Genomic DNA, 18,901 nt, shown 5'->3' with positions numbered 1-18,901 from the left:
GCCGTCATACGTAGCCATCATGACGAAGGATCGGGTTGTGGGTCCTGAGCACGACGCGCACAGAGAAGTCCACCGTAGCGGGGTGGGCTCATAGTAGGCGCGCTCCTCTCCGGGCGGTGACGGCGTTGGCAGCAGCCGGGGCTGGAGCTAGGTCGCCGGCGTGCACCGTTCGGGGAAGCGGCGGAAACGCGCGCGCGGCTGCGACGAGCGGCTGCTCGATACTGGCGGTCGCACGGCTGGCGGAGGCTTCGGCGGTGGCACGCGCCGCCGAGGCGCGGCGTACACCGTTGGAAACTTGGGCGGCCAGCGCCGGTGCGACGGTGGCGCCGTCGGGGGTGCGGTTGGTGTCGACGGCTTCGGTGATGCGAAACGCGGCGGAGACGATCCGCTGGCCGGCGGCCTGCACGATGCTTTCTGGGCTCTGGCCGGTCTGCTCGGCGGCGCGCTGTGCCCACAGCGCGACGTAGGCGAAGGTGTACGTCGATGTGTCCAGCCCGTAGCGTTCGGCGACCAGGAACGCGACGCTCTCGGCCTCGACCTCCCGCTCGCCTCGGCAGCCGCGAGTGGTGTCCCAACCGAAGTCGCTCGGCGTGTGCAGGTCCACGTGTCCGAGCTCGTGGATCATCGTCTTGACTGCCTGGGCGTCGTCCACGTCGTCGCGGACTTTGATCAACCGGTTGGTGTAGTCGGTGAACCCGTTCGCGCCTCGGCAGTCACCACGCTCAACGGTGTATCCCCGCTCCTCTGCGAGCATGACCAACTGGTCGTACAACCCTGCGGGCGCCTGGCCCTCGAGGAGTTGGGGCATAACGTCAGCGAATGCAGGTCCGCCGGGCACATCGATGTCCGGACCTTCGGTCTGGCTGATGTCGAAGACGGCCACGGGCTTGAACGCGTACAGGACTCGCGCCGGCTGGGCGGCCTGCTCCCCTGCCGACAGCTGAGGGCCCTGCTTCGTGGGCTCGCTGCGGTCCTCGGAGCTTTCCTGTGGATCGTCCGTCACGCGCTTCGTGACCGGGGCCAGGATGGCGATGCCCTTCTCGCCCTTGCGCACGTGCCGACCGAATTCGGTCTTCCACCGCTTGTAGCCGGCCACCCACGTTGCATCTGGGCGCTGCGCCATGATCAGCAAGACGTTGTTGAAGGAGTAGCCGTGGAATTTGGCGGCGAACTGAAGCCATCGGCGCCACTGATCGCTGTCCGTGATCTTGCCGACCTCCGCGACGACGCGCTCGTGGAGGTCGGCGAGCTTGGCCCGTCGTTCGGCAGCCCACTCTTCCCGCTGCTTGTCGCTTGGCGACGTCCCTCGTCGGGTAGCCATGTCACCGTCCCGCCGATCCGGCCAGAGGCAGGCCCATCCGGGTGGCAAGCTGGTTGATGAGTCTCTGCTGGGCGTCGAGCTGGCGCTGTTGCGCCTCGCAGGTCGCGGTGAGGTCGTCGATCTGATCCTGCAACGCAGTGATGGTGGCGTCTCGGTCGAGTCTCGGCTGAATGCTCATCGGGGGTCCCTTCAGTGGCGTGGTGTGGCTGGGCGATGGGCCCGGGATGGGAGTTCGTCAGCGGCTTCGCCGGGGCGATGCCGGTTGAGGAATGGAAGCCACCGGGCTCACGGTGGGGGCGGCGGTGTGGGTGACCGACAGTGGCCGGAACGCGACGGCCGCTTCGGAAGCAGCCGGGGAAGATCGAGGTGTGGGTGCCTCGGGCGGGACTTTGAGGACTCCGCCGATGACGTCGACGAACCAGTCCACGGCGGGTCGTCCGTCGATCTGCGTCTTGTTGATCTGGTGCTCGCCGGTCTTCTTCGTCACGGCGGCGTAGATCGCTCGGCTGGTGGAGTGGGGGGCGTCCTGTTGGCCCTGCCGTTGGCCGTGATTCCAGCCTGCGACGACGCCTGCGGCGATTGGGCTCAGGTCGGGGTAGTCGTTGCGGGCGGCCAGGTGGGCGCTCTCGCGGGCACGGCCGGGGGTGTCCTGATGGCCGGTCTGGCCGATGACGGTGGCGGCTTCTGCCACCGCCCATAGGAGGTTGCGGGCGTCGGGGTCGTCGATTCCGGTGCGGGTGAGTCGGGACATGGCGTCAAAGGCAGCGTTCTGGAAACCTTCCACGGCTCGCCGGTGGCCGGCTTCCGCGCCGCTCCGGTAGCCGGGCTTCCACGCGGCGTCGACGACGGCGCGTTCGGCGGCCGGTGACGTGGGCATTCGTCCGGTCAGTGCTTGGCTGATGGGTGCGGCCAGCCAATCCACGGACATCCCGGGCATGCGGGACTGCAGGTGGAACAGCATCGTCCATGCTCTGATCTGGTCCATCGGGTCTCCAGTCACAGGAAGTTGGGGTCAGAAGCGGATGCCTAGGTCAGCCATGACGGCTGCCGGGTCCTGGGCCGTCTGGTTGTTGATCGGCGGCGCGTTTCGATGGATCTGGTAGTGCAGGTGTGGACCACTGGAGTGGCCGGTGGAACCGACGCGGCCGATCTCCTGGCCGACGTCGACGGCCTGCCCAGGGGCGACACTCAGGGAGACCAAGTGGCAGTAGGTGGTGCCCATCCCGCCGGCGTGCTGGATCTCGACGGTCAGCCCGCAGCCGGGCAGGTCAGGGTTGCCGGGGCGGTCGCAGTAGGCGCTGGTGCATTCGGCGGAGGTGACGGTGCCTGCGGCGGCCGCCAGGACTGGTGTGCCGGTGGGGGCGATCAGGTCGATCCCGCGGTGAGCGCGGTTCCCCCGCGGGGCACCCCATCCGTCACCGACGCTGTAGCTGCCCTCCGGCAGGGGCACTCGCCACTCGCCGGTCGCGCCCCCACTGCAGCTGATGCCCAGCTGGCCGCGGACGAGCTGCACCAAGCGCTGGGCCTCGCTCTGCCACTTCGCGTACGCGTCCGGGTACCTGGAGACCTGCACCGCCTGGGCGGCCTCAGCCAGGGACATGGCCTCCCAACCGTTGACCTTGACCAGAGCGTCGTAGAACTTCCCGGCGGCGTAGTCGGGAGTCATGCGCTGCACGACAGTGCCCCACCCGGGCCGCTGCTGGAACAGGCCCACAGAGTCGTGGTCGCGCCCCACGCCCTCGTGGGGAATGCCCAGGGATTCCGGCACCATCGAGTTGGCAAGGTTCCGCAGTGTCGACTCCTGCATCGCCGTCGCGACGGCAACCGTCCACCCCTTCGACGGCACGTCCTTCTCGGCGCCGACCCGGACGATGGTGGCGGCGTGGCCGACCTGCGCCGGTTTCCAGGAGGCGTCTGCCGCGCTTCCGGGAGGGTTAGCTGAGGGTGACGGCGGGACGACCGTGCACTGGTACGGGGGCGACGCCACCACCGCCACACCGCCGACCATGACCAACGTGAGCGGCACGAGGAACGCGACGGCCAGGGCGGCGGCGCCCCACTTCCACGCCGTGCTGCCGTTCATGGCCGCACCGGCTGGACGTCGTAGTGCGCCACCCGCCATCCGGGCTGGCCGCTGTCTCCGGCGCGCAGGGTGCAGGACACGACACTGTGCTCGGTCCAGCCGCGCCACCCGCCGTCGCCGACCGGTGTCGCGGTGAGCCGGACGGCCCGGTGCGCCTCGATGGTGCTGTCGTGCTGCGGGTGCATATCCGGCTGTGGACGTACCTGGACGTCGACTCGTACGCGGTGCGCAGCCCACGTCTCCCATCGGCCGTCGCGGTCAGCGGCAGCGCTCTGACCCGCCAGTGCCCCGGTGGCGTAGGCCGACGCGCGGGCGAAGGCGTCGCCAGGCCCGGCGTCGCGCGTGGTGTCGACCCGGTACAGGGCGGTGACGAAGGCCTGGCATACGTGCGCCGGATCGGTGTAGTCAGCCTTCGAGTCACGTGGCGGCACCACAGGAGGCGCGACCGAGGGCGCGGCGGCGGCCGGCTGAGCGCCAGTGTCCTGTCGGCTGGGGGCGGCGGGGCGGGTCGCGCAGCCAGCCACGACTGCCACCAGCATCGCGGCGCCGAGCGCGCCAGCGTTCGGCGGCGTGATCTTCATGGAGAACATGGCGTGACGATGCCGCCCGGGTAGCGCCGTTACCGCTGCCATCGCAGGTCACGAGGGGTGGTAACGCTGCCGGCTACACCAGCGGCAACGGTCCCGTCAGCGCTACACGGCGAAGGTCATCGGCAGACGCACCACCCGGTGCGACACCCCGACGATGGCCAAGGAGACACCCGTGCTCGCTACCTTGCTCGCGTTCGCGGCCGACAACACCCAGGGGGCGGTCGACGTCCTGGGCGCGGCGCCCTCTCCGAGTGGCGCGCCTAAGCCGGTCGACGTGCCCAATCCGGCCCCGGTCGCACCCGAGGGCCTGCAGGCCTTCGGCGACATGTTCTTGGGCTGGATGAAGTGGGTCCTCATGATCGGCGGGGTCGCTGGCCTGTTCGCTTCCGGGATCATGATGACCGTCGGTCGGCGCAACCGGTCCTCGCTGGCCGCCGACGGCGCGGCCGGCATCCCGTGGGTCCTCGGCGGGCTCACCCTCGGCGCGATGGGCGCCCTGGTTGTCGGCGCGGTCCTGCAGTAATGACCTACGACGTCATCGATCGGGCCCGGCACCGCACCCGTCGCTGGATCGCCGCCGTCACCCTCGCGCCCGCGGCGGCGGCTGCGCTCGGCGTCGCGGCCGTCGCCGCCCTGCGCGACGAACCCAACGCGGCTGCGCAGCAGGCGAGCGTCACCACCGCCGCGCCTGTCCCCGACCCCACTGCCCGCGCCGTGGCATTGCCAGCCGACCTCAGATGGACGCCGGTTGCCGGAATCTCCCTGCCCGTGTCCGGTCAGGCCGGTCCGCTCGACACCGGCGGCGGTGCAGCACGCCGCTTCAGCCACGACGAGGCTGGTGCGCTTCTCGCCGCGGTGCACATCACGGTGCGCTGCGCCCCGCAGCTCGGACCGGGCGTGTTCGACCAGACCCTGCAGAAGCAGGTCGTCGGCGCGGACGCCCCGGCGATGCGGTCGAAGGTCGGGCAGGGCTACGACCACCTACGCGCCAACGCCAACGTCCCGTACGGGCAGCCGGTCGGGCGCCTGGAGGCGGTACTGCGCGGATACCAGCTGACCAACTACAGCCAACAGGCGGCGTCCGTGCTGCTTCTCACCGAGGCCCGTGACGCGCAGGGCAACCCCCTGCTGGCCGCCACGACCGTGTACCTGCAGTGGACCGGCACGGACTGGGCGCTGCTCGCCCCAGCCGGCGGTGACTTCAGCGCGGCGGTGTCGCGAGCGGGCAGCCCGGACGGCTTCCATCCCTTCATCCCTGGACGGTGATCATGTGCAATCCGTTCATGCCTGTGAGCTGCACGGGCGTCTTCGGTGCAGAGAGCAGCGTCAGCGAGAAGATCGGCGGCTCGGTCACCGACATGTTCCTCGGCGGGCTCGCGGGCTCGATGAACGACGCCATCAAATGGGTCATCACCGTCATGGCGTCCTGGATCTTGGTGCCCTCCACGGATCTGTGCGCCGGCGACCCGAACGCGGCGGGCTGGCTAGCTGACTGCAACGCCGCTGGTGGGCCCGCTCAGCAGTTACGGGGCTTCCTCCTGCCGATCACGGTCCTGGTCATGGTCGGTGGCCTGATCTGGCAGGGCATCACCATGGTCATCACCCGCAAGGGCGAGCCGATGCTGCAAGCCGTTCGCGGGGTGTGGACCAGCGCGCTGTGGGGCGCCATCGGCATCGGTGGAACCCACCTGGCACTCAAGGCCTCGGACTCGTACTCCCTGTGGATCCTGAACAAAGCGATCATCAACGGCTCCAACAGGCCACCCCTCGACGCGCTCAGCGCGGCACTGGGTTCCATGCTCCTACCAACTGCCGGCGTGACACCCCTGGTGACGATCTTCATCGGCGGCCTGGTCTTCTTCCTCTCCGCTGTCCAGGCCGTACTGATGATCTTCCGCGAGGGCTCGGTGGTGATCCTCGCCGGCGCTCTGCAGCTGGCGGCCACCGGCTCGATCATGCGGGGCACCAGCCAGTGGCTGTCGAAGGTCACCGGCTGGGGAATCGCGCTGATCGCGTTCAAGCCCGTCGCCATGACCGTGTATGCGACGGGCTACATCCTCACCGACGGCAACGGGCGCAGCTTTCTCATGGGCCTCGCGGTGCTGGTGCTCTCCGTGGTCGCGCTCCCGACGATGATGAAGTTCTTCACCTGGACGACCGGCGCGATCGCCTCCGGCGGGAGTAGCGCCGGGATGGCCGCCGCCGGCGCTGCAGCGGGTTTGCACGCCGCGTCGTCGCTGCGCAGCGTCGGCGGGTCCAGCGCCGGCGAGCACGCCCGCTACCTCGACACGAGCCTGGGCGGTAGGTCCGGCGGCGGACCGACCGGCTCCGTCCCCGTCACACCGACGGCAATGCCCCGTGCTGGGGCGTCAACTGCCGCCAGCGACACTCCCGTCGGGGGTGCCGCGGGTCGCACTGCCGCCGCAGAGCGCGCCGCCGGAGGTGGGGCGACGGCAGCCTCAGGAGTCGACGCAGCCGCGACAGGGCCTACCGCTCTCGTCGTCACGGGCGTCGCCACGGCCGCCCAAGCCGCTGGCAGCGCCGCCAAGTCCGCCGCCGACGCAGCCGCCTCCACTACCCAGGACAACAGGTGACCACCATGACCACTGACCAGCAGATCCGCACCTACGGTGGCTGGCGGCGCAGCCGCGGCATGGGCCTGCTCGGCCTTGGCCCGGCTCAGACCCTCACCGTGTTCGCGGCGATCACCTCGCTGCTGATCGCCGCATCGATCAGCATGACCGCATTGGCGTGGGTGGCCGCTCCCGCCGTCGCCACCATCGCCCTGCTACTACTGCGCTGGGACGGCGTACCGCTGGCCACCGGCATCATCCGGCGCGTCCGGTGGCTGATCGGCACCACCCGCGGCTACACCTCCTACCGGTCCGGGGTCATGGCCGTCGGCGAGAGCGCCTTGCAGCTGCCCGGTGTCCTCGCTCCGACCACCGTGCTTACGGTCACCGACGAGGCCGGTGGCAACTACGGCGTCGTCTACAACCGACGGCTGGGCAGCATGACGGTGACGTTGCGCTGCGCCGCCACCTCCACCTGGCTCGCCGACCCGGACGCCACCGCATCGTGGGTCGCGAACTGGGGAGGCTGGCTTGCCAACCTCGGCTACCTACCCACGGTCCAGCACATCGCGGTAACCGTCGACACCGCACCCGACCCTGGCTCCCGGTTGTCCGACTACATCTCCGGCCGAATCGTGCCCCACGGTCCCGCCGCCGCGAGGCGGGTCCTGCAGCGCCTGGTGGAGGTGTCCCCCGCTGCCGCTGCCGACGTCGGAACCCGTGTCAGCATCACCTTCAATCCGGCGGCGTCTCCGACGAAACCGAAGGGCGTCGAGGAGGCACTGGCGGAGATCAGCCGCGCCCTGACCGGGCTGCAGGACTCGCTGGGCAGCTGCGGGCTGACGGTCCTCGGTCGGGCCACCGCCGACCAGGTCACCGCGATCGTGCGCACCGCCTACGATCCCGTCATCCGCGGTGACGTCGCTCGCCTGGGCGCGCGCGGCGGCGATCTGGCCCGGTGGTTGGACTGGGACTCCGCCGGCCCGGTCGCCGCCGAGGAACACGTCGACCGCTACGTCCACGACTCCGGCACATCGGTGACCTGGTCGATGCACGAGGCACCGCGGCAGTCGGTACACGCCGACGTCCTCGCGCGGCTGCTGGCGCCCGGCCCGTACACGAAGCGGGTGAGCCTGATCTATCGGCCGCTGCCCGCTGGCGATGCGGCCCGTGTCGTGGAGGCGGAGGTCAACGCCGCGCAGTTCCGGCAGGCCTACCACCGGGCGCAGAAGCGGGACGAGTCCGCCCGCGACCTCGCCGACCGGGAACGCGCCAACCAGACCGCCCGCGAGGAGGCGGTGGGCGCCGGGGTCGGGCTGATGTCGCTGTTCTGCACCGTCACCGTCCTCAACCCCGAGGACCTCGGCAAGGCCGTCGCCGACGTCGAGTCACGCGCCGACATCGCGAAGATCAGATTCCGCCGCATGTGGGCGAGCCAGGCGGCGGGTTTCGCCACCACGCTGCCGTGCGGTGTCTGTCCCCCGCAGCTGTCCCGCCATTGGCCCCGCTGACCGCCGCTCCCACTGGAGGAAATCCCGATGGCACCAACCACCGCCGGTCTTGCCCCCGCATGGGGAGTGCGCGCCCCGGGCACCGGCCGCGCCAGCCACATCGACCCCGGAATGGAATACCAGGGCACCACCGTCCAGCTGGCTGGGCTGTACCCGTTCGTCGCCGGCTCTGGAGCACCGACCCTCGGCACCCCGATCGGCCGACACATGCTGTGGGGCGAGGTCGTCTGCCTCGACCCCCTCGAATGGCTGCGCGCCGGCCTCATCACCAACCCCGGCATGTTCGTGCTCGGCCAGCCCGGCGTCGGCAAGAGCACCATCGTCAAGCGGCTGATCACCGGCATGACCGCCACCGGCACGCAGGCGCTCATCCTCGGCGACACCAAACCTGACTACACCCGCCTGGTCGAGCACCTCGGCGGACAGGTCATTCGCATCGGCCGCGGTCTCGACCGACTCAACCCCCTCGACTCCGGTCCCTTGGGCACGGCGATGAAGCGCATGGGCGCCGCGGAGGCCCGGCAGTTGCGCCTGGAGATCCGCGGCCGCCGCATGTCGCTGCTGCTGGCTCTGTGCGCCCTGGTGCGGGGCCGGCAGATCGACAACCCGGAAGAGGTCGTCCTCGGGCGGGCGATCGACGTGCTCGCCGAGCGGTCGGAAGCCGATCCGACCGTGCCTGACGTGCTTGCCCTGATCGAGGCCGGCAGTGACGAGCTGCGCGCTGCGGCACGGGCCCGCAACGACGGGGAGTACCGCCGCCGCGTCGACGCGCTCGTGCCGACCCTCGCGCTGCTGTGCGAAGGCAGCCTGCGCGGCGTGTTCGACGGTCCCACCACCCGGCCCCTGGACCTGGACGCGCCGGCGGTCAGCGTCGACATCTCCCGTGTCGCCGCCGCCAACGACCAGCTCGTCGCGGCCGCGATGCTGTGCGTGTGGGGTTACGGCTTCGGGATGGTGGATGCGGCAGCCGTGCTCGCCGAGCAGGGTCTCGCCCCGCGCCGGCAGTACCTCGGGGTGATGGACGAGCTGTGGCGGGCCCTACGCGGCGCATCCGGGCTGGTCGAGCACGCCGACGCGCTGACCCGGCTGAACCGGCAGCGTGGCATGGCCTCGGTCATGGTCACTCACTCGCTGGCAGACCTCGACGCCCTGCCCAGCGAGGAGGACCGCGCCAAGGCGCAGGGCTTCATCGAACGGTCCGCCATCAAGATCCTTGCCGGGTTGCCGCCTCGAGAGCTGGCCCGGGTCAACGAAGTCATCCGCCTGTCCGGGCCGGAGCGGGACCTGGTGTCGTCGTGGGCGGCGCCGGAAGCGTGGTTCGCCGGCAGGGTGCACCCTGGCCGCGGCAAGTACCTGGTCAAAACCGGTGAGCGGCCCGGCCTTCCGGTGGCGCTGTCGCTGGTCGGTGAGGAGTGGGAGCTCTACGACACCGACACCGCGATCCGGCAGGCGCAGCCGTGAGCACCCAGCCCGTCGAGCCGCGCGGCAACGCCGGTGGGATACAGACCCCGTTCATGGTGCTCGGCCTGGCCTGGGGGGCCATCGTCTTGGTATGGCTGTCTTGGCTCGCAGGGCGGATCGCCGCAACGGTTACCGGTAACGCGGCCGGGCCACGCTTCGGCGGTCCATTCGTGCAGGCGCTGTTCGCTGCCGATTGGGTCACCTTGTTCCCGGGCGTGCCGCCGCCGCTGGTAGCGGTGATCTACACCGTCATCCTGGCGGTCACGGTGGCTGCGGTAACGGCAGGTTGGCTGTGGTGGCAGGGCCGCCGGCCGCCGGCGGACGACCCGCTGCCGTCGCTGGCCACCCCGTCGGAGGTGCGCCCGATGACGTTGCCGGAGGTCGCCCAGCGGGCGCGTCGGCTACGACCCAGCCTCGCCCACGTGCCGGCGAAGGCAATCGAACCGGCCTCGGCGGGCCTGATGTTGGGCGGACACCGACGCCGTGGCAGCGGCGCGACCCTGTATGCCTCCTGGGAGGACGTCCTGGTGGCGCTGATGGCACCCCGGGCCGGCAAGACCACCGCGCTGGCGGTCCCGGCGGTGATCAACGCGCCAGGTCCGGTCATCGCTACCAGCAACAAAGCGGATCTGTGGGCAGTCACCGCCGCGCACCGCGCCGAGCACGGCAGGGTCTGGGTGTTCGACCCACAGGCCATCACCCACGAACAGCAGAGCTGGTGGTGGAACCCGCTGGAAGCCGTCGGCGGGATCGAGGACGCCCAACGACTGGCCGACCACTTCGTTCAGCAGATTCGCTCCGGCCGCAGCGGCGACGACTTTTGGATCCTCGGCGCCTTGGACCTGCTGACCTCCCTGATCCTGGCGGCCGCGCTCGACGGGGGCACGCTCATATCAGTGCAACGGTGGCTGTCGGACTCCACTGCCCGGGAGCCCGGCGAGATCCTCCAGATTCACGGGTACGCCGCGGCCGCCCGTGCCTTGGCCGGACGGCAGGCCGGCGCGCCGGAGACCCGCGAAGGCCTGTACGAGACGGCGCGGACCGCAGCCGCCTGCTTGGCCAACCCGCAGATCATGGCCTGGGTCACCCCACCAAAGCATCGGGTGTTGCCGGTCGTCGACGTGCGGGCGTTCCCTCGCAGCGCAGACACCATGTACCTGCTCAGCAAGGACGGCGCCGGTAATGCCGCCCCGCTGGTCGCCGGGCTGGCCGACCAGCTGCTCCGTGAGGCGGTGCGCACCGCCGAGGTGCGCGGCGGCCGACTCGACCCGCCCCTGGTCGCGGTGCTGGACGAGGCGGCGAACATCTGCAAAATCCGCGACCTCCCTGACCTGTACTCGCACCTGGGCAGCCGGGGAGTGATCCCACTGACGATCCTGCAGTCCTACCGGCAGGGCGCCCGAGTCTGGGGCGACAAGGGCATGGACACCCTCTGGTCGGCGGCCACCGCGAAACTCGTGGGTGCAGGCATCGACGACGCAAAGTTCGCCGACGACCTGTCCCGGCTCGTCGGCGACCATGACATCTCCGTCGCCTCCCGCACCCGCGACGGTCGGGGCGGCACCTCCTGGCAGACGTCGGTACGGCGCCAGCGCATCCTCGACGCCGCCCAAATTCGCGCCATGCCCAAGGGCACCGCGCTACTGCTGGCCACCGGCATCCGGGCCGTCATGCTGGACCTGCGGCCCTGGTACACCGGGCCACTGGCCGCAGAGCTCGCTGCGGCGGCAACCGCCACCGAGGCACGGATCACCGCCAACGCCAACCGGAACCACCACGGGATGACGCGTCCTGAGGAGGCGACGACGTCGTGATGGCCTCCCCTGACCCAGTCCGAGCGGGGAACACCGGCCGGGAGCACGATTTCCGGCGACTCCTTGCCGCCAACGAAGCCGCGGTGGCCTGGTTCCGCGGCCGGCTCGCCGCCGCCGAGGAGCCGCGTCGATACCTGACCAGCCGCGCCCTGGGCGCCCTGGTCGACAGGGAATGGCCCTGGCGGGTTGGCTACGCGCCACGGACCTGGTCGGCCTTGACCGATCACCTGAGGGGAATGGACTTCTCTCCCGAGGAGCTTGTAGTCGCGGGGCTGTCCAGACCCACCCGCGACAGCCCGGAACGGTTGATCGATGTGTTCCGGGATCGGATCGTCTTTCCCATCCGCGATCCCGACGGACACGTCGTGGCGTTCATCGGCCGTGCCAGCAACCGATCCCTCGCCACCGACCCGCAGCTCCCCAAGTACCTCAACACCCATGAGTCGCCCCTCTACCGCAAGGACGAGCTGCTCTTCGGCGTGGCCGAGCAGCAGGACCGCATCCGGGCCGGCTGGCGGCCCGTACTCGTCGAGGGCCCGGCGGACACGATCGCCATCTGGCTCTCGTACGCTCGCTCCGGCCTTCCCGGGGCGGTCGCGGTCGCACCGTGCGGCACGGCCTTCGGCGCGGCCCAGGCTGCCATCCTCCGTTCGATGTCTGGATGCCGCGACGCGATCGTGGTGGCCTTCGACGGCGACCCGGCCGGACGCAGGGCCGCCGACGCCGCGTTCGACCTGCTACGACGGCCGGGCGCGCAGGGCACGCTGCTCGCCGCCGAGTTCGCGACCGGCGCCGACCCGGCCGACCTACTCATCCGGCCCAACGGTCGCGCCCAGCTGCGCGCCGCGCTACGACACCAGACCCGGCCGCTGCTCTTCGCCGTCGTCGACCACCACCTCGACCGCCTGCTCAGCCGCAGCCCGCAGCTGCTCGACGACATCGGGGGCCGCTACGAGGCAGCGCGGATCCTCTCACCCCGAGTGCTCGACGCGGCAGACCCAGGTGAGGCGTACCGGCTCGCGCAGCACATCGTCGAGAGGACCCGGATCGCCGAGCGGTCCCACGACGGTATCGGCACAGTGATGGCCTACGCCGCGGACGGTCTACTGCACCGGATCGGTCATTTCCCCGCAGGACTCGACAGCGGTCCCGCCGACTCAAACGTTGGTCGCCCCCGCCCGATCGCGGTTCCACCGCTGCGATCCGTACCTGCCTCTCCTCGGACACCTGCCGACCCCTCTCAACCTGGGCCCGCCTATGCGAGTCAGCACTGCCCACGCCAGCGGCGCCGCCGAGCATGAATGAGGAAGAGACGCGATTCAGCACGAGCGCTCTGCTTGCGCTGCATCCGCAGTCGCCCAACCAGCCCACCAGGATGGCCATGACTGGCCCTACGGGGATCCGATCTTACGAGCCGAGTTACGTCGCGTAACGGAAGTCGGCCGGCGCCGACCGCCTGAGTGCCCGCTCATGTCGAGATGAGCGTGCGAATCGGTCGTGTCGTTGCGGTTACCGCGACTAGGCAAGCACCCGGCCGGGGCCACGGCGATGGCGCTCACGAAGGCGGTGCCGAATCTCGATTCGGTGTCGAGCCGTCTCTCTTTCTAAACCCTCATGGGACTCTTTGGATAGAGGGGCATGGAGGTGAGCGGGGATGGCTCTGCGGCGTTGGATGCTATGGATCGCGGTGGTGGCCGTGCTCGCTGGCTGTGACACGGGTTGGAGCGGGCCGGGTGGGGAAGGGCTGGACAGGCAGCGCCAGCAGGCGCGTGACGCTCTGGCCCGGTACGACAAGGCAGTCCTCGATGCTGGCGGCTCGCAGCGCTTCGTTCCGGTGGGGGACCTGACCGGCCAGGTCGGCGACTGGGAACTCACTAATGGGGACAACAAACAAGCGTTGATGTCCGGCCGGGTCCTCGCCGCCAACGCGTTGCCCGCCCTCCGGCAACCGACCGGACAGGTGGTGTGGGAGAGCGGTGCGGCCCAGGAAGTTCCCTTGCTCTCCGCCGACGAAGCACTCAAGCAACTGGCAGTGGCGGGTGCCGGGGGCTGCCCCGAGTGCGTACCGCTGGAGGTCATCGGTGCGCGCCTGAACACGGCGCGGATCCAGACCACACGCGGCCCGGCGACCGTGCCGGCTTGGGAGTACACGCTGAAGGGAACGGCGGCACGGGTGACCCGGGTGGCGGTCGCCAGTTCGGCCACGGTCAAGGTCACGCCGCCGTCGTGGGATCCCTACGACGCACCCGCCGGCATGGCGATCGAGTCGGCGGCCACGACCACGAACAGCCGCCAGCTGACCGTCACCTTCACCGGTGCGCCGAGCCCGGGAAGCAAGCCGTGCGGCGCCGACTACAGTGCGGAGGCCATCGAGTCGGCCAATGCGGTCGTCGTCATCGTCATCGAGCACCCCCACGCGGCCGGCGAAACATGCCTGGACATGGGCGCGCGACGTACCACCACCGTCGATCTGGCTCAATCGCTGGGCGAGCGGGCGGTCCTCGAGGTGCAGCAGGGCCTACCGGTTCCACTGACGATCACCGCGTGATCCCCCGTGATCTGATGATTTTCATGGCCGGACAGCCGTGGAGGACACGAACATCCGGTCATACCGCATCCTGCGCGTCGCCGGTCGGCTGTAACGTCGGACCGTAGCGAGCCCAGCCTGCGTGAGCGTCCGGATGTGCCGCTTGAGTGTGCCGGTCTGTCGAGTTGAGTGCACCGGAGGGTCGTATCCGTGCGTGACGGCATAGCTGGCGGCTGCCGCCGCTGTCACGACCAGTAGGGTCGGCGGCATGTTCAGTGATCAACTCAGGACGCCGAATGATGGCGCCACCTGCCCGGCGGCGGGTCCTCAGGCGTAGGAGAAGCAGCATGGCTTGGGAGATCATTACGGTGTGCCTCGATCCGGTGGACCGCCGCGAGATCGACGTCGCCTTGGCCGCAGCGATGCGGCCTTACGACCGGGATGCCCCGCAGCACCCGGACGATGAGTGGGGTGGGCGGTGGGACCGCTACCGAATCGGTTGGTCCGCGAGGATCCCCGTCGTGGGCGGGTACGAGGACGATCCGCGGCTGGTGCGCGGCGACTCGTCCGAGGTCATGGGCCGGGGTTACTGCGACGGTGGGCCGCGGGCGCTGCTCGATCTGGGGGCTGTCCGCACTGCGGCCGCCGAGGCGGCCGGTCGGGAGTGGGACGAGTGGCAACAGATGGCGGCTGCTTTTCCACCGGCGCGCCCCCTTGTCCACTTCGTTGAGAGTTCGGCGGAACCCCACGACTACTTCGGGCGCGAGGCGTGGCAGGCCTATCACTCGCAGCCGCTCCTCGCGGCCGTGGCGAACAGATACGGCTTTACCACCGCGCCGTTTCAGCGGATCCCTAACTGGGGTGACGATCCCGTCGTCTCGTTCGCCCTGGCTCGGGTCGATTTCATGGCTCTGCGCGCTCGCGAGGCGCTGGCGACCAACGGCCTGCTGACGCGCTCAGGTGAGTGGCTCGACCCCGATCTAATGGGCCGCAGCGCACCGGGCCTCGCTGGCCAGCTCGACAACCTGCGACTTCGCCGTGACTACCTGCACTTCACGGACCTCTATCTGATGGAGCTGCCACCCAACGCGGTGCTACTGCACGTGCATATTCACTGCTGATCCAGGACGAACATCAGCCGCTGTGAATCGTCTGCGACGGCCGTTGGGGCGGCGGGGCGGCGCGGCTGAACATGTCACCCGTGGGCGCGTGGTGCGGAGCTCGGTCGGCATGTCCTGCCGGGGCGGCGTGGCGACTCCCTGACACCGGCAACATCGCCGATCTCGAATTTTTCCCCTACCTACAATGCGTCCGCTCACTGCGCAGACGCTCGTTTTCCATGGTCAGATGCACGCATCTGCCGCCGACCGTGCGCGTTCGGCGCCGCCCTGTCGTGCCGAGAACAGTGCATCGTCGGCTGCAAGCGCATTCCGCCCATCATCATGGCGGAGTCAGACGTCAGCCAGCCGCACGATCAGCAGTCCAGCCCGACAGTCGCATTGTCCTCGATCTGCACCACGTCGGGGTCCCGGCGCATTGCTTGAACCTGAGCGTCAGTCATGTCAGCGGAGAAGCTGTTGATGAAGTCGAACACTCTGCTCGGGGAGACCCCGGCTCGCGCGGCGACGGTAAGCGGATCACCGCTGCAACGAACGACGACTATGTACTCACCATCGACGCGCCGTTCCTGTGCGGCACGGAAATGCGGTGCAAGCCGATCAGGGTCGGGCTCGATGCGATCGATGTCGGAGTCTTCGGAAAGCGCCGGGACCCCGGCCCTCGGCGACTTCTTCAACTGCAGGCCCGTCAGCCTGGCGCCGAATCCCCAAGAGGCAACGATGCGGTACAAGGCGTCGGGCGAAAGCTGGTGCCGACTGAGTATTTGATAGGGATCGATTCCCGGCTTGACGATGACGAGGTAGTCGTTCTCAGCGGAGCGCCTCGCATACCGCGCCTCCAACGAGTGCGGCTCGAGTTTTGACTCGTTCTCGATGGCGTTCAGCATGGCGGTGGGGTCGTAGCCGCGCTCGCGCGCCTTGATGACGAGATGCGCCGGAGGGCGGCGGCGCAGCTGCGCGTACGCGAGCGTCCCCCTCGACCGGTGCATGTCTTCGAGGCTCAATTCATCGAACGGGTGCCAGGGCTGATAGGCGTTGGGATATTCGGCCCGCAACGAGTCATGGTCTGCCGGCAGATCCTGCACCGCGACCCTGATCGAACGCACCGAGCGCGTCGGAAGACTCGCCGACCCGCCAGCCGGATCACGGACGAAGACGAAGTCCGGTGTCATCGTCACGAAATGGGCCGGGTACGACCGAACCTCGCCATCTTCCTGCTCGATCTCCACGATGTACGGCAGATACACCGTCGGATCCGACCACTCCGTCATCAGTGCCTCCCCTGTGAACCCCGTTGCGACCGGTTGGCGGTGGTGGTCACCGACCGCTCCGCTACATCAGGAAGCCCATCACGGCGGATTTCGAGCGAATTTTCCAGCGGTCTGTCGCACGGACTTACCCGATGACGTGATCATGCCACGCAGGCGCTCTCATGCCGCGTACGGCGCTGCGCGGAGCGTGATGCCCTCGGATGCTGCAGTGCTCACCCGGCGTTCGGCCAGGTTGTCGGCACGGTGCATAAGACAGGGCGCGTGAAGGTGCGCTGGGATGTCTCGCTCATCCACCGCGTCGTACGAAGCCTGCCAGGGTAACCGGCAGTTCGTCCTGCGGCATGTCCTCGTAGCCAGGACGGGCGAAGTCAAACAAGAGCACGACGCGGTCGCTGGAGCCGTAGTTCCACGCCTCATGCGTGACGGTGTCGTCGAAGACAAAGGTCTTACCTTCGCGCCACTGCCGGGTCTCGTCGCCCACTCGCAGTGCGCAGTCCTCAGGCACGACCAGCCCGAGATGCGCGCGGTAAACGGTCGTAACCCACCCCTGATGTGGCTTGATACGGGTGCCAGGAGCCATCCGAGAAAACCCAGCGGTCGTCAGGTGAGGAACCTTCGTCAACGCGGAGGCAGCGTTCGGGCAAGCTTGAGGTCGAGCTTCTTGAGATCCTCCAGCTTCGCGACGTCGCGCCCCGCTGCTCGGTGATGCTCCAACACCTTCTCGGGATCCGCGAGCTCGGTCGTCCAGTCGGTCACGAGTTCGAGGAGGTGAACTGCTTGCTTGGCGACGGGAACCAGTGCTGCATCGGCCACGCTCTCAAGGCCCTCCCTGACGACCGGGGGAGTCACGTTCGAGACGGCCTTGCCTGCCTTGCGGGCGGCGTCCACCTGCCCACCTGCCTCGCCGAGCGCGGCCCTGGCTCTTGGAGGGAGCAGTTGCCGACGCTTGGCCTTCTTCGCCCAGTGCCGCTGCAACTCCGCCCACCGTCGCTCTTCATACGGCGATATTGCGGGCATCTCATCGGGACCTTCGCTCATACCAGCAGAGGCTAGGTGGTCTCGACGGCGTCGCCCTATACCCTCACGGCCAATTTTCAGCCGCCCTCAACAAGGCAAAAGCCTTACGCTTGACCGCCAGCAACCCGCTACCGAGCCACTGTCGACCGAGCCCAGGTGACGATGCTGGCTGCCAGCGGCGGCGCCGTCTCGAACTGCGGCCGATGTCGGGTCTGGAGCAGATGCGGATGCTCGATGGGTAGGTCGGGTAGGTCGTTCTCGCGGACACGGACGACGAGATGGCCGGAGGTCAGTAGGTCGGCTGTCTTCTCGAGATCCAGGGCGGTCTTGTCTCGATGCCAGTACTCTCCGTCGTACTCGACAGCTAGGGGCCGCTCGGCTACGACGGTCAGCACATCAACCCGCCAGGCTGGCCCGCCGCCCGTTCGCGCGATTCGGGCATCTTGCCGTGTCGCGGGGATCAGCGTCTTCAGAGCCTCGGCGAGCGCGGTCTCGATCGCCGACTTGCCGGCTGTCGAGCACGTCGGGCACCCTGTACCAGACGATCGGACCATCACCGGGGCGTCCCACTGGTGGCTCGCGTCGGCGGGGCAGACCCATCGCACGGTGACGGAGGAGAACGGCTTCACGTGGTAGGCGGTGAGGGCGTTACCAGGATGCCATTGTGCGGCCAAGTCGGGATCGCGGTATGCCAGGCTGCGCAGGATGGTATTGCAAAGCGGGCAGCGCAGCGCGGGCTGCAGGACGCGGTCTCGCGGGGATTCCTCCCACTCATGCGCGCAACACGGGGAGATCCACCAGGCGCGCCGCCGGGAGGTTTCGCCCACCTGGTCAGGCGTGAGCCGGTTCTTGGTCGGATGCCATTGTGCCGCCAGCTCCGGGAAAGCCCTGGTGAGCGGTTCGGCCTTCTGCGCCCGGCAGTGCTGGCATCCCTGCGTGTAGTAGAGGTACGCGCTCATTCTGGGCTTGTGTCCGTTGGGGCATTCCAGCTTCCACATGCCGCGGTCGCGCAGGGTGAGGTCTTCGATGGGCTGCTCGTCGCGCCAGGCCACGACCACCTCGGGCAGGTCGACCAGGCGCAGGGTCATGAGCCGTGCGAACTCTGCGTCGCGCGCATCCCGACACTGTAGGCACGAGCGTGTGGAGATGCTTCCGTCGCCGGCGGCGACGTCGTGGACGGGCGCCTGGAAGACGTGCCCGGAGGCGCACTTCCACCAGAAGGCCCGCCGTGATTTGGCCGTCACAGTAGCCGGCGTCTCGGGGTGGTTCGCGTCTGCGATCCAGTGCTCGCCAGCGTCTGGGTGCGTTTGCTCCAGCGGCTGCCGGCGGCGCCGGTCTGCGTCAGTCCGTCCCACCGCAGCAGTCTTGACCATCGAAGGTGTTCCCTATTTGACAGGTGTGCCGTGAGCGCCGGCGACCTCGGCGAGGAACACAGCCAACGCGTCTTGCGCGGCAAGGGAGACAAAGTCCTCTTCCTCCTCGTCCCGCTGCCGCCAGCGGTGGCCAGGGCCCTCGACCGAGCGTGGACGACCGTGACGGTGGAACTGACCGGCGCCGACCTTACGGCAGTGCGTCAATGGCTCAGACAGCGAGACGAAGTCGGTTGATCAGCTGC

The 18,901-nt window shown here is 69.1% G+C and carries 19 protein-coding genes and 1 pseudogene; 10 read left to right on the top strand and 10 right to left on the bottom strand.

The features are described from left to right. Nucleotides 1-88 precede the first annotated feature (88 nt). From GA0070610_RS08985 to GA0070610_RS30410, 5 genes are read right to left on the bottom strand one after another with little or no spacing between them, the layout of a single operon-like run. Nucleotides 89-1,321: an ArdC family protein gene (locus tag GA0070610_RS08985; RefSeq protein ID WP_088999602.1), complete on the bottom strand. Its 1,233-nt coding sequence runs from the start codon at nt 1,319-1,321 to the stop codon at nt 89-91. A 1-nt stretch (nt 1,322) separates the two neighbouring features. Next, complete coding sequence (locus tag GA0070610_RS30415; RefSeq protein ID WP_157747093.1) at nt 1,323-1,499, bottom strand: hypothetical protein; 177 nt, start codon at nt 1,497-1,499, stop codon at nt 1,323-1,325. A gap of 57 nt (nt 1,500-1,556) precedes the next feature. Next, nucleotides 1,557-2,306, bottom strand: a complete 750-nt coding sequence (locus GA0070610_RS08980) for a hypothetical protein (RefSeq protein WP_088999601.1) — start codon at nt 2,304-2,306, stop codon at nt 1,557-1,559. Between the two features lie 27 nt (nt 2,307-2,333). Next, the gene (locus GA0070610_RS08975) at nt 2,334-3,404 is read right to left on the bottom strand and encodes a M23 family metallopeptidase (RefSeq protein WP_157747092.1); all 1,071 of its coding nucleotides are present in this window, start codon (nt 3,402-3,404) and stop codon (nt 2,334-2,336) included. After that, nucleotides 3,401-3,985, bottom strand: a complete 585-nt coding sequence (locus GA0070610_RS30410; RefSeq protein WP_157747091.1) for a hypothetical protein — start codon at nt 3,983-3,985, stop codon at nt 3,401-3,403. Before GA0070610_RS30410 ends, GA0070610_RS08975 begins: the two co-directional genes overlap by 4 nt. Nucleotides 3,986-4,166: 181 nt before the next feature. Here GA0070610_RS30410 and GA0070610_RS08970 point away from each other — a divergent pair, with 181 nt between their 5' ends. The 9 genes from GA0070610_RS08970 (at nt 4,167) to GA0070610_RS08930 (ending at nt 15,001) form a co-directional block, all read left to right on the top strand. Further along, nucleotides 4,167-4,517: a hypothetical protein gene (locus tag GA0070610_RS08970; protein WP_231925999.1), complete on the top strand. Its 351-nt coding sequence runs from the start codon at nt 4,167-4,169 to the stop codon at nt 4,515-4,517. Next, complete coding sequence (locus GA0070610_RS08965; protein WP_088999599.1) at nt 4,517-5,260, top strand: hypothetical protein; 744 nt, start codon at nt 4,517-4,519, stop codon at nt 5,258-5,260. Before GA0070610_RS08970 ends, GA0070610_RS08965 begins: the two co-directional genes overlap by 1 nt. A 17-nt stretch (nt 5,261-5,277) precedes the next feature. Then, on the top strand, nt 5,278-6,588 hold the full coding sequence (locus GA0070610_RS08960) for a hypothetical protein (protein WP_144082231.1): 1,311 nt from the start codon (nt 5,278-5,280) through the stop codon (nt 6,586-6,588). Between the two features lie 5 nt (nt 6,589-6,593). Beyond that, a complete protein-coding gene (locus tag GA0070610_RS08955; protein ID WP_089003375.1) occupies nt 6,594-8,078 on the top strand; it encodes an SCO6880 family protein in 1,485 nt (494 codons plus the stop codon). A 279-nt stretch (nt 8,079-8,357) separates the two neighbouring features. Further along, nucleotides 8,358-9,539, top strand: a complete 1,182-nt coding sequence (locus tag GA0070610_RS08950) for a hypothetical protein (protein WP_231925997.1) — start codon at nt 8,358-8,360, stop codon at nt 9,537-9,539. Beyond that, nucleotides 9,536-11,353 (top strand): type IV secretory system conjugative DNA transfer family protein, encoded by a 1,818-nt coding sequence (locus GA0070610_RS08945; RefSeq protein ID WP_231925995.1) that lies wholly within the window; start codon nt 9,536-9,538, stop codon nt 11,351-11,353. The genes GA0070610_RS08950 and GA0070610_RS08945 overlap by 4 nt, the downstream gene beginning before the upstream one ends. A gap of 83 nt (nt 11,354-11,436) precedes the next feature. Beyond that, entirely contained in the window at nt 11,437-12,654 is a 1,218-nt protein-coding gene (locus GA0070610_RS08940) for a toprim domain-containing protein (RefSeq protein WP_172896464.1), read from the top strand. 353 nt (nt 12,655-13,007) lie between these two features. After that, the gene (locus GA0070610_RS08935; protein ID WP_157747089.1) at nt 13,008-13,901 is read left to right on the top strand and encodes a hypothetical protein; all 894 of its coding nucleotides are present in this window, start codon (nt 13,008-13,010) and stop codon (nt 13,899-13,901) included. 326 nt (nt 13,902-14,227) lie between these two features. Next, nucleotides 14,228-15,001 (top strand): hypothetical protein, encoded by a 774-nt coding sequence (locus GA0070610_RS08930; protein WP_088999594.1) that lies wholly within the window; start codon nt 14,228-14,230, stop codon nt 14,999-15,001. A 353-nt stretch (nt 15,002-15,354) separates the two neighbouring features. Here the strand turns inward: GA0070610_RS08930 and GA0070610_RS08925 are convergent, their stop codons facing one another. The 5 genes and pseudogenes from GA0070610_RS08925 to GA0070610_RS31925 form a co-directional block, all read right to left on the bottom strand. Then, nucleotides 15,355-16,269 carry a protease inhibitor I9 family protein gene (locus GA0070610_RS08925; RefSeq protein ID WP_088999593.1) on the bottom strand — a complete coding sequence of 305 codons (915 nt, stop codon included), beginning with the start codon at nt 16,267-16,269 and terminating at the stop codon, nt 15,355-15,357. Between the two features lie 286 nt (nt 16,270-16,555). Beyond that, nucleotides 16,556-16,891, bottom strand: coding sequence for an aspartyl/asparaginyl beta-hydroxylase domain-containing protein (locus GA0070610_RS08920; protein WP_231925988.1), 336 nt, complete (start codon nt 16,889-16,891; stop codon nt 16,556-16,558). Continuing rightward, nucleotides 16,888-17,307: a hypothetical protein gene (locus tag GA0070610_RS30405; protein WP_157747088.1), complete on the bottom strand. Its 420-nt coding sequence runs from the start codon at nt 17,305-17,307 to the stop codon at nt 16,888-16,890. Before GA0070610_RS30405 ends, GA0070610_RS08920 begins: the two co-directional genes overlap by 4 nt. 107 nt (nt 17,308-17,414) lie before the next feature. Beyond that, nucleotides 17,415-18,374 (bottom strand): zinc-ribbon domain-containing protein, encoded by a 960-nt coding sequence (locus GA0070610_RS08910; RefSeq protein ID WP_231925987.1) that lies wholly within the window; start codon nt 18,372-18,374, stop codon nt 17,415-17,417. A gap of 42 nt (nt 18,375-18,416) precedes the next feature. Further along, a pseudogene (locus GA0070610_RS31925) lies at nt 18,417-18,659 on the bottom strand (zinc-ribbon domain-containing protein); the annotation flags it as partial. A 30-nt stretch (nt 18,660-18,689) separates the two neighbouring features. On the opposite strand from GA0070610_RS31925, the gene GA0070610_RS08905 reads away from it, so the two are divergent. Then, nucleotides 18,690-18,893: a hypothetical protein gene (locus GA0070610_RS08905; protein WP_088999590.1), complete on the top strand. Its 204-nt coding sequence runs from the start codon at nt 18,690-18,692 to the stop codon at nt 18,891-18,893. The last annotated feature ends 8 nt before the right edge of the window (nt 18,894-18,901 follow it).

It is taken from the genome of Micromonospora echinofusca (genome assembly GCF_900091445.1).
Lineage (GTDB): Bacteria > Actinomycetota > Actinomycetes > Mycobacteriales > Micromonosporaceae > Micromonospora > Micromonospora echinofusca.
This window is presented reverse-complemented; position numbering and strand designations above follow the sequence as displayed.

Coding starts and splice junctions, on each gene's coding strand:
- GA0070610_RS08985 (WP_088999602.1), bottom strand. CDS start 1,321: ATGGCTACCCGACGAGGGACGTCGCCAAGCGACAAGCAGCGGGAAGAG.
- GA0070610_RS30415 (WP_157747093.1), bottom strand. CDS start 1,499: ATGAGCATTCAGCCGAGACTCGACCGAGACGCCACCATCACTGCGTTG.
- GA0070610_RS08980 (WP_088999601.1), bottom strand. CDS start 2,306: ATGGACCAGATCAGAGCATGGACGATGCTGTTCCACCTGCAGTCCCGC.
- GA0070610_RS08975 (WP_157747092.1), bottom strand. CDS start 3,404: ATGAACGGCAGCACGGCGTGGAAGTGGGGCGCCGCCGCCCTGGCCGTC.
- GA0070610_RS30410 (WP_157747091.1), bottom strand. CDS start 3,985: ATGAAGATCACGCCGCCGAACGCTGGCGCGCTCGGCGCCGCGATGCTG.
- GA0070610_RS08965 (WP_088999599.1), top strand. CDS start 4,517: ATGACCTACGACGTCATCGATCGGGCCCGGCACCGCACCCGTCGCTGG.
- GA0070610_RS08960 (WP_144082231.1), top strand. CDS start 5,278: ATGCCTGTGAGCTGCACGGGCGTCTTCGGTGCAGAGAGCAGCGTCAGC.
- GA0070610_RS08955 (WP_089003375.1), top strand. CDS start 6,594: ATGACCACTGACCAGCAGATCCGCACCTACGGTGGCTGGCGGCGCAGC.
- GA0070610_RS08950 (WP_231925997.1), top strand. CDS start 8,358: ATGTTCGTGCTCGGCCAGCCCGGCGTCGGCAAGAGCACCATCGTCAAG.
- GA0070610_RS08935 (WP_157747089.1), top strand. CDS start 13,008: ATGGCTCTGCGGCGTTGGATGCTATGGATCGCGGTGGTGGCCGTGCTC.
- GA0070610_RS08930 (WP_088999594.1), top strand. CDS start 14,228: ATGGCTTGGGAGATCATTACGGTGTGCCTCGATCCGGTGGACCGCCGC.
- GA0070610_RS08925 (WP_088999593.1), bottom strand. CDS start 16,269: ATGACGGAGTGGTCGGATCCGACGGTGTATCTGCCGTACATCGTGGAG.
- GA0070610_RS30405 (WP_157747088.1), bottom strand. CDS start 17,307: ATGAGCGAAGGTCCCGATGAGATGCCCGCAATATCGCCGTATGAAGAG.
- GA0070610_RS08910 (WP_231925987.1), bottom strand. CDS start 18,374: ATGACCCTGCGCCTGGTCGACCTGCCCGAGGTGGTCGTGGCCTGGCGC.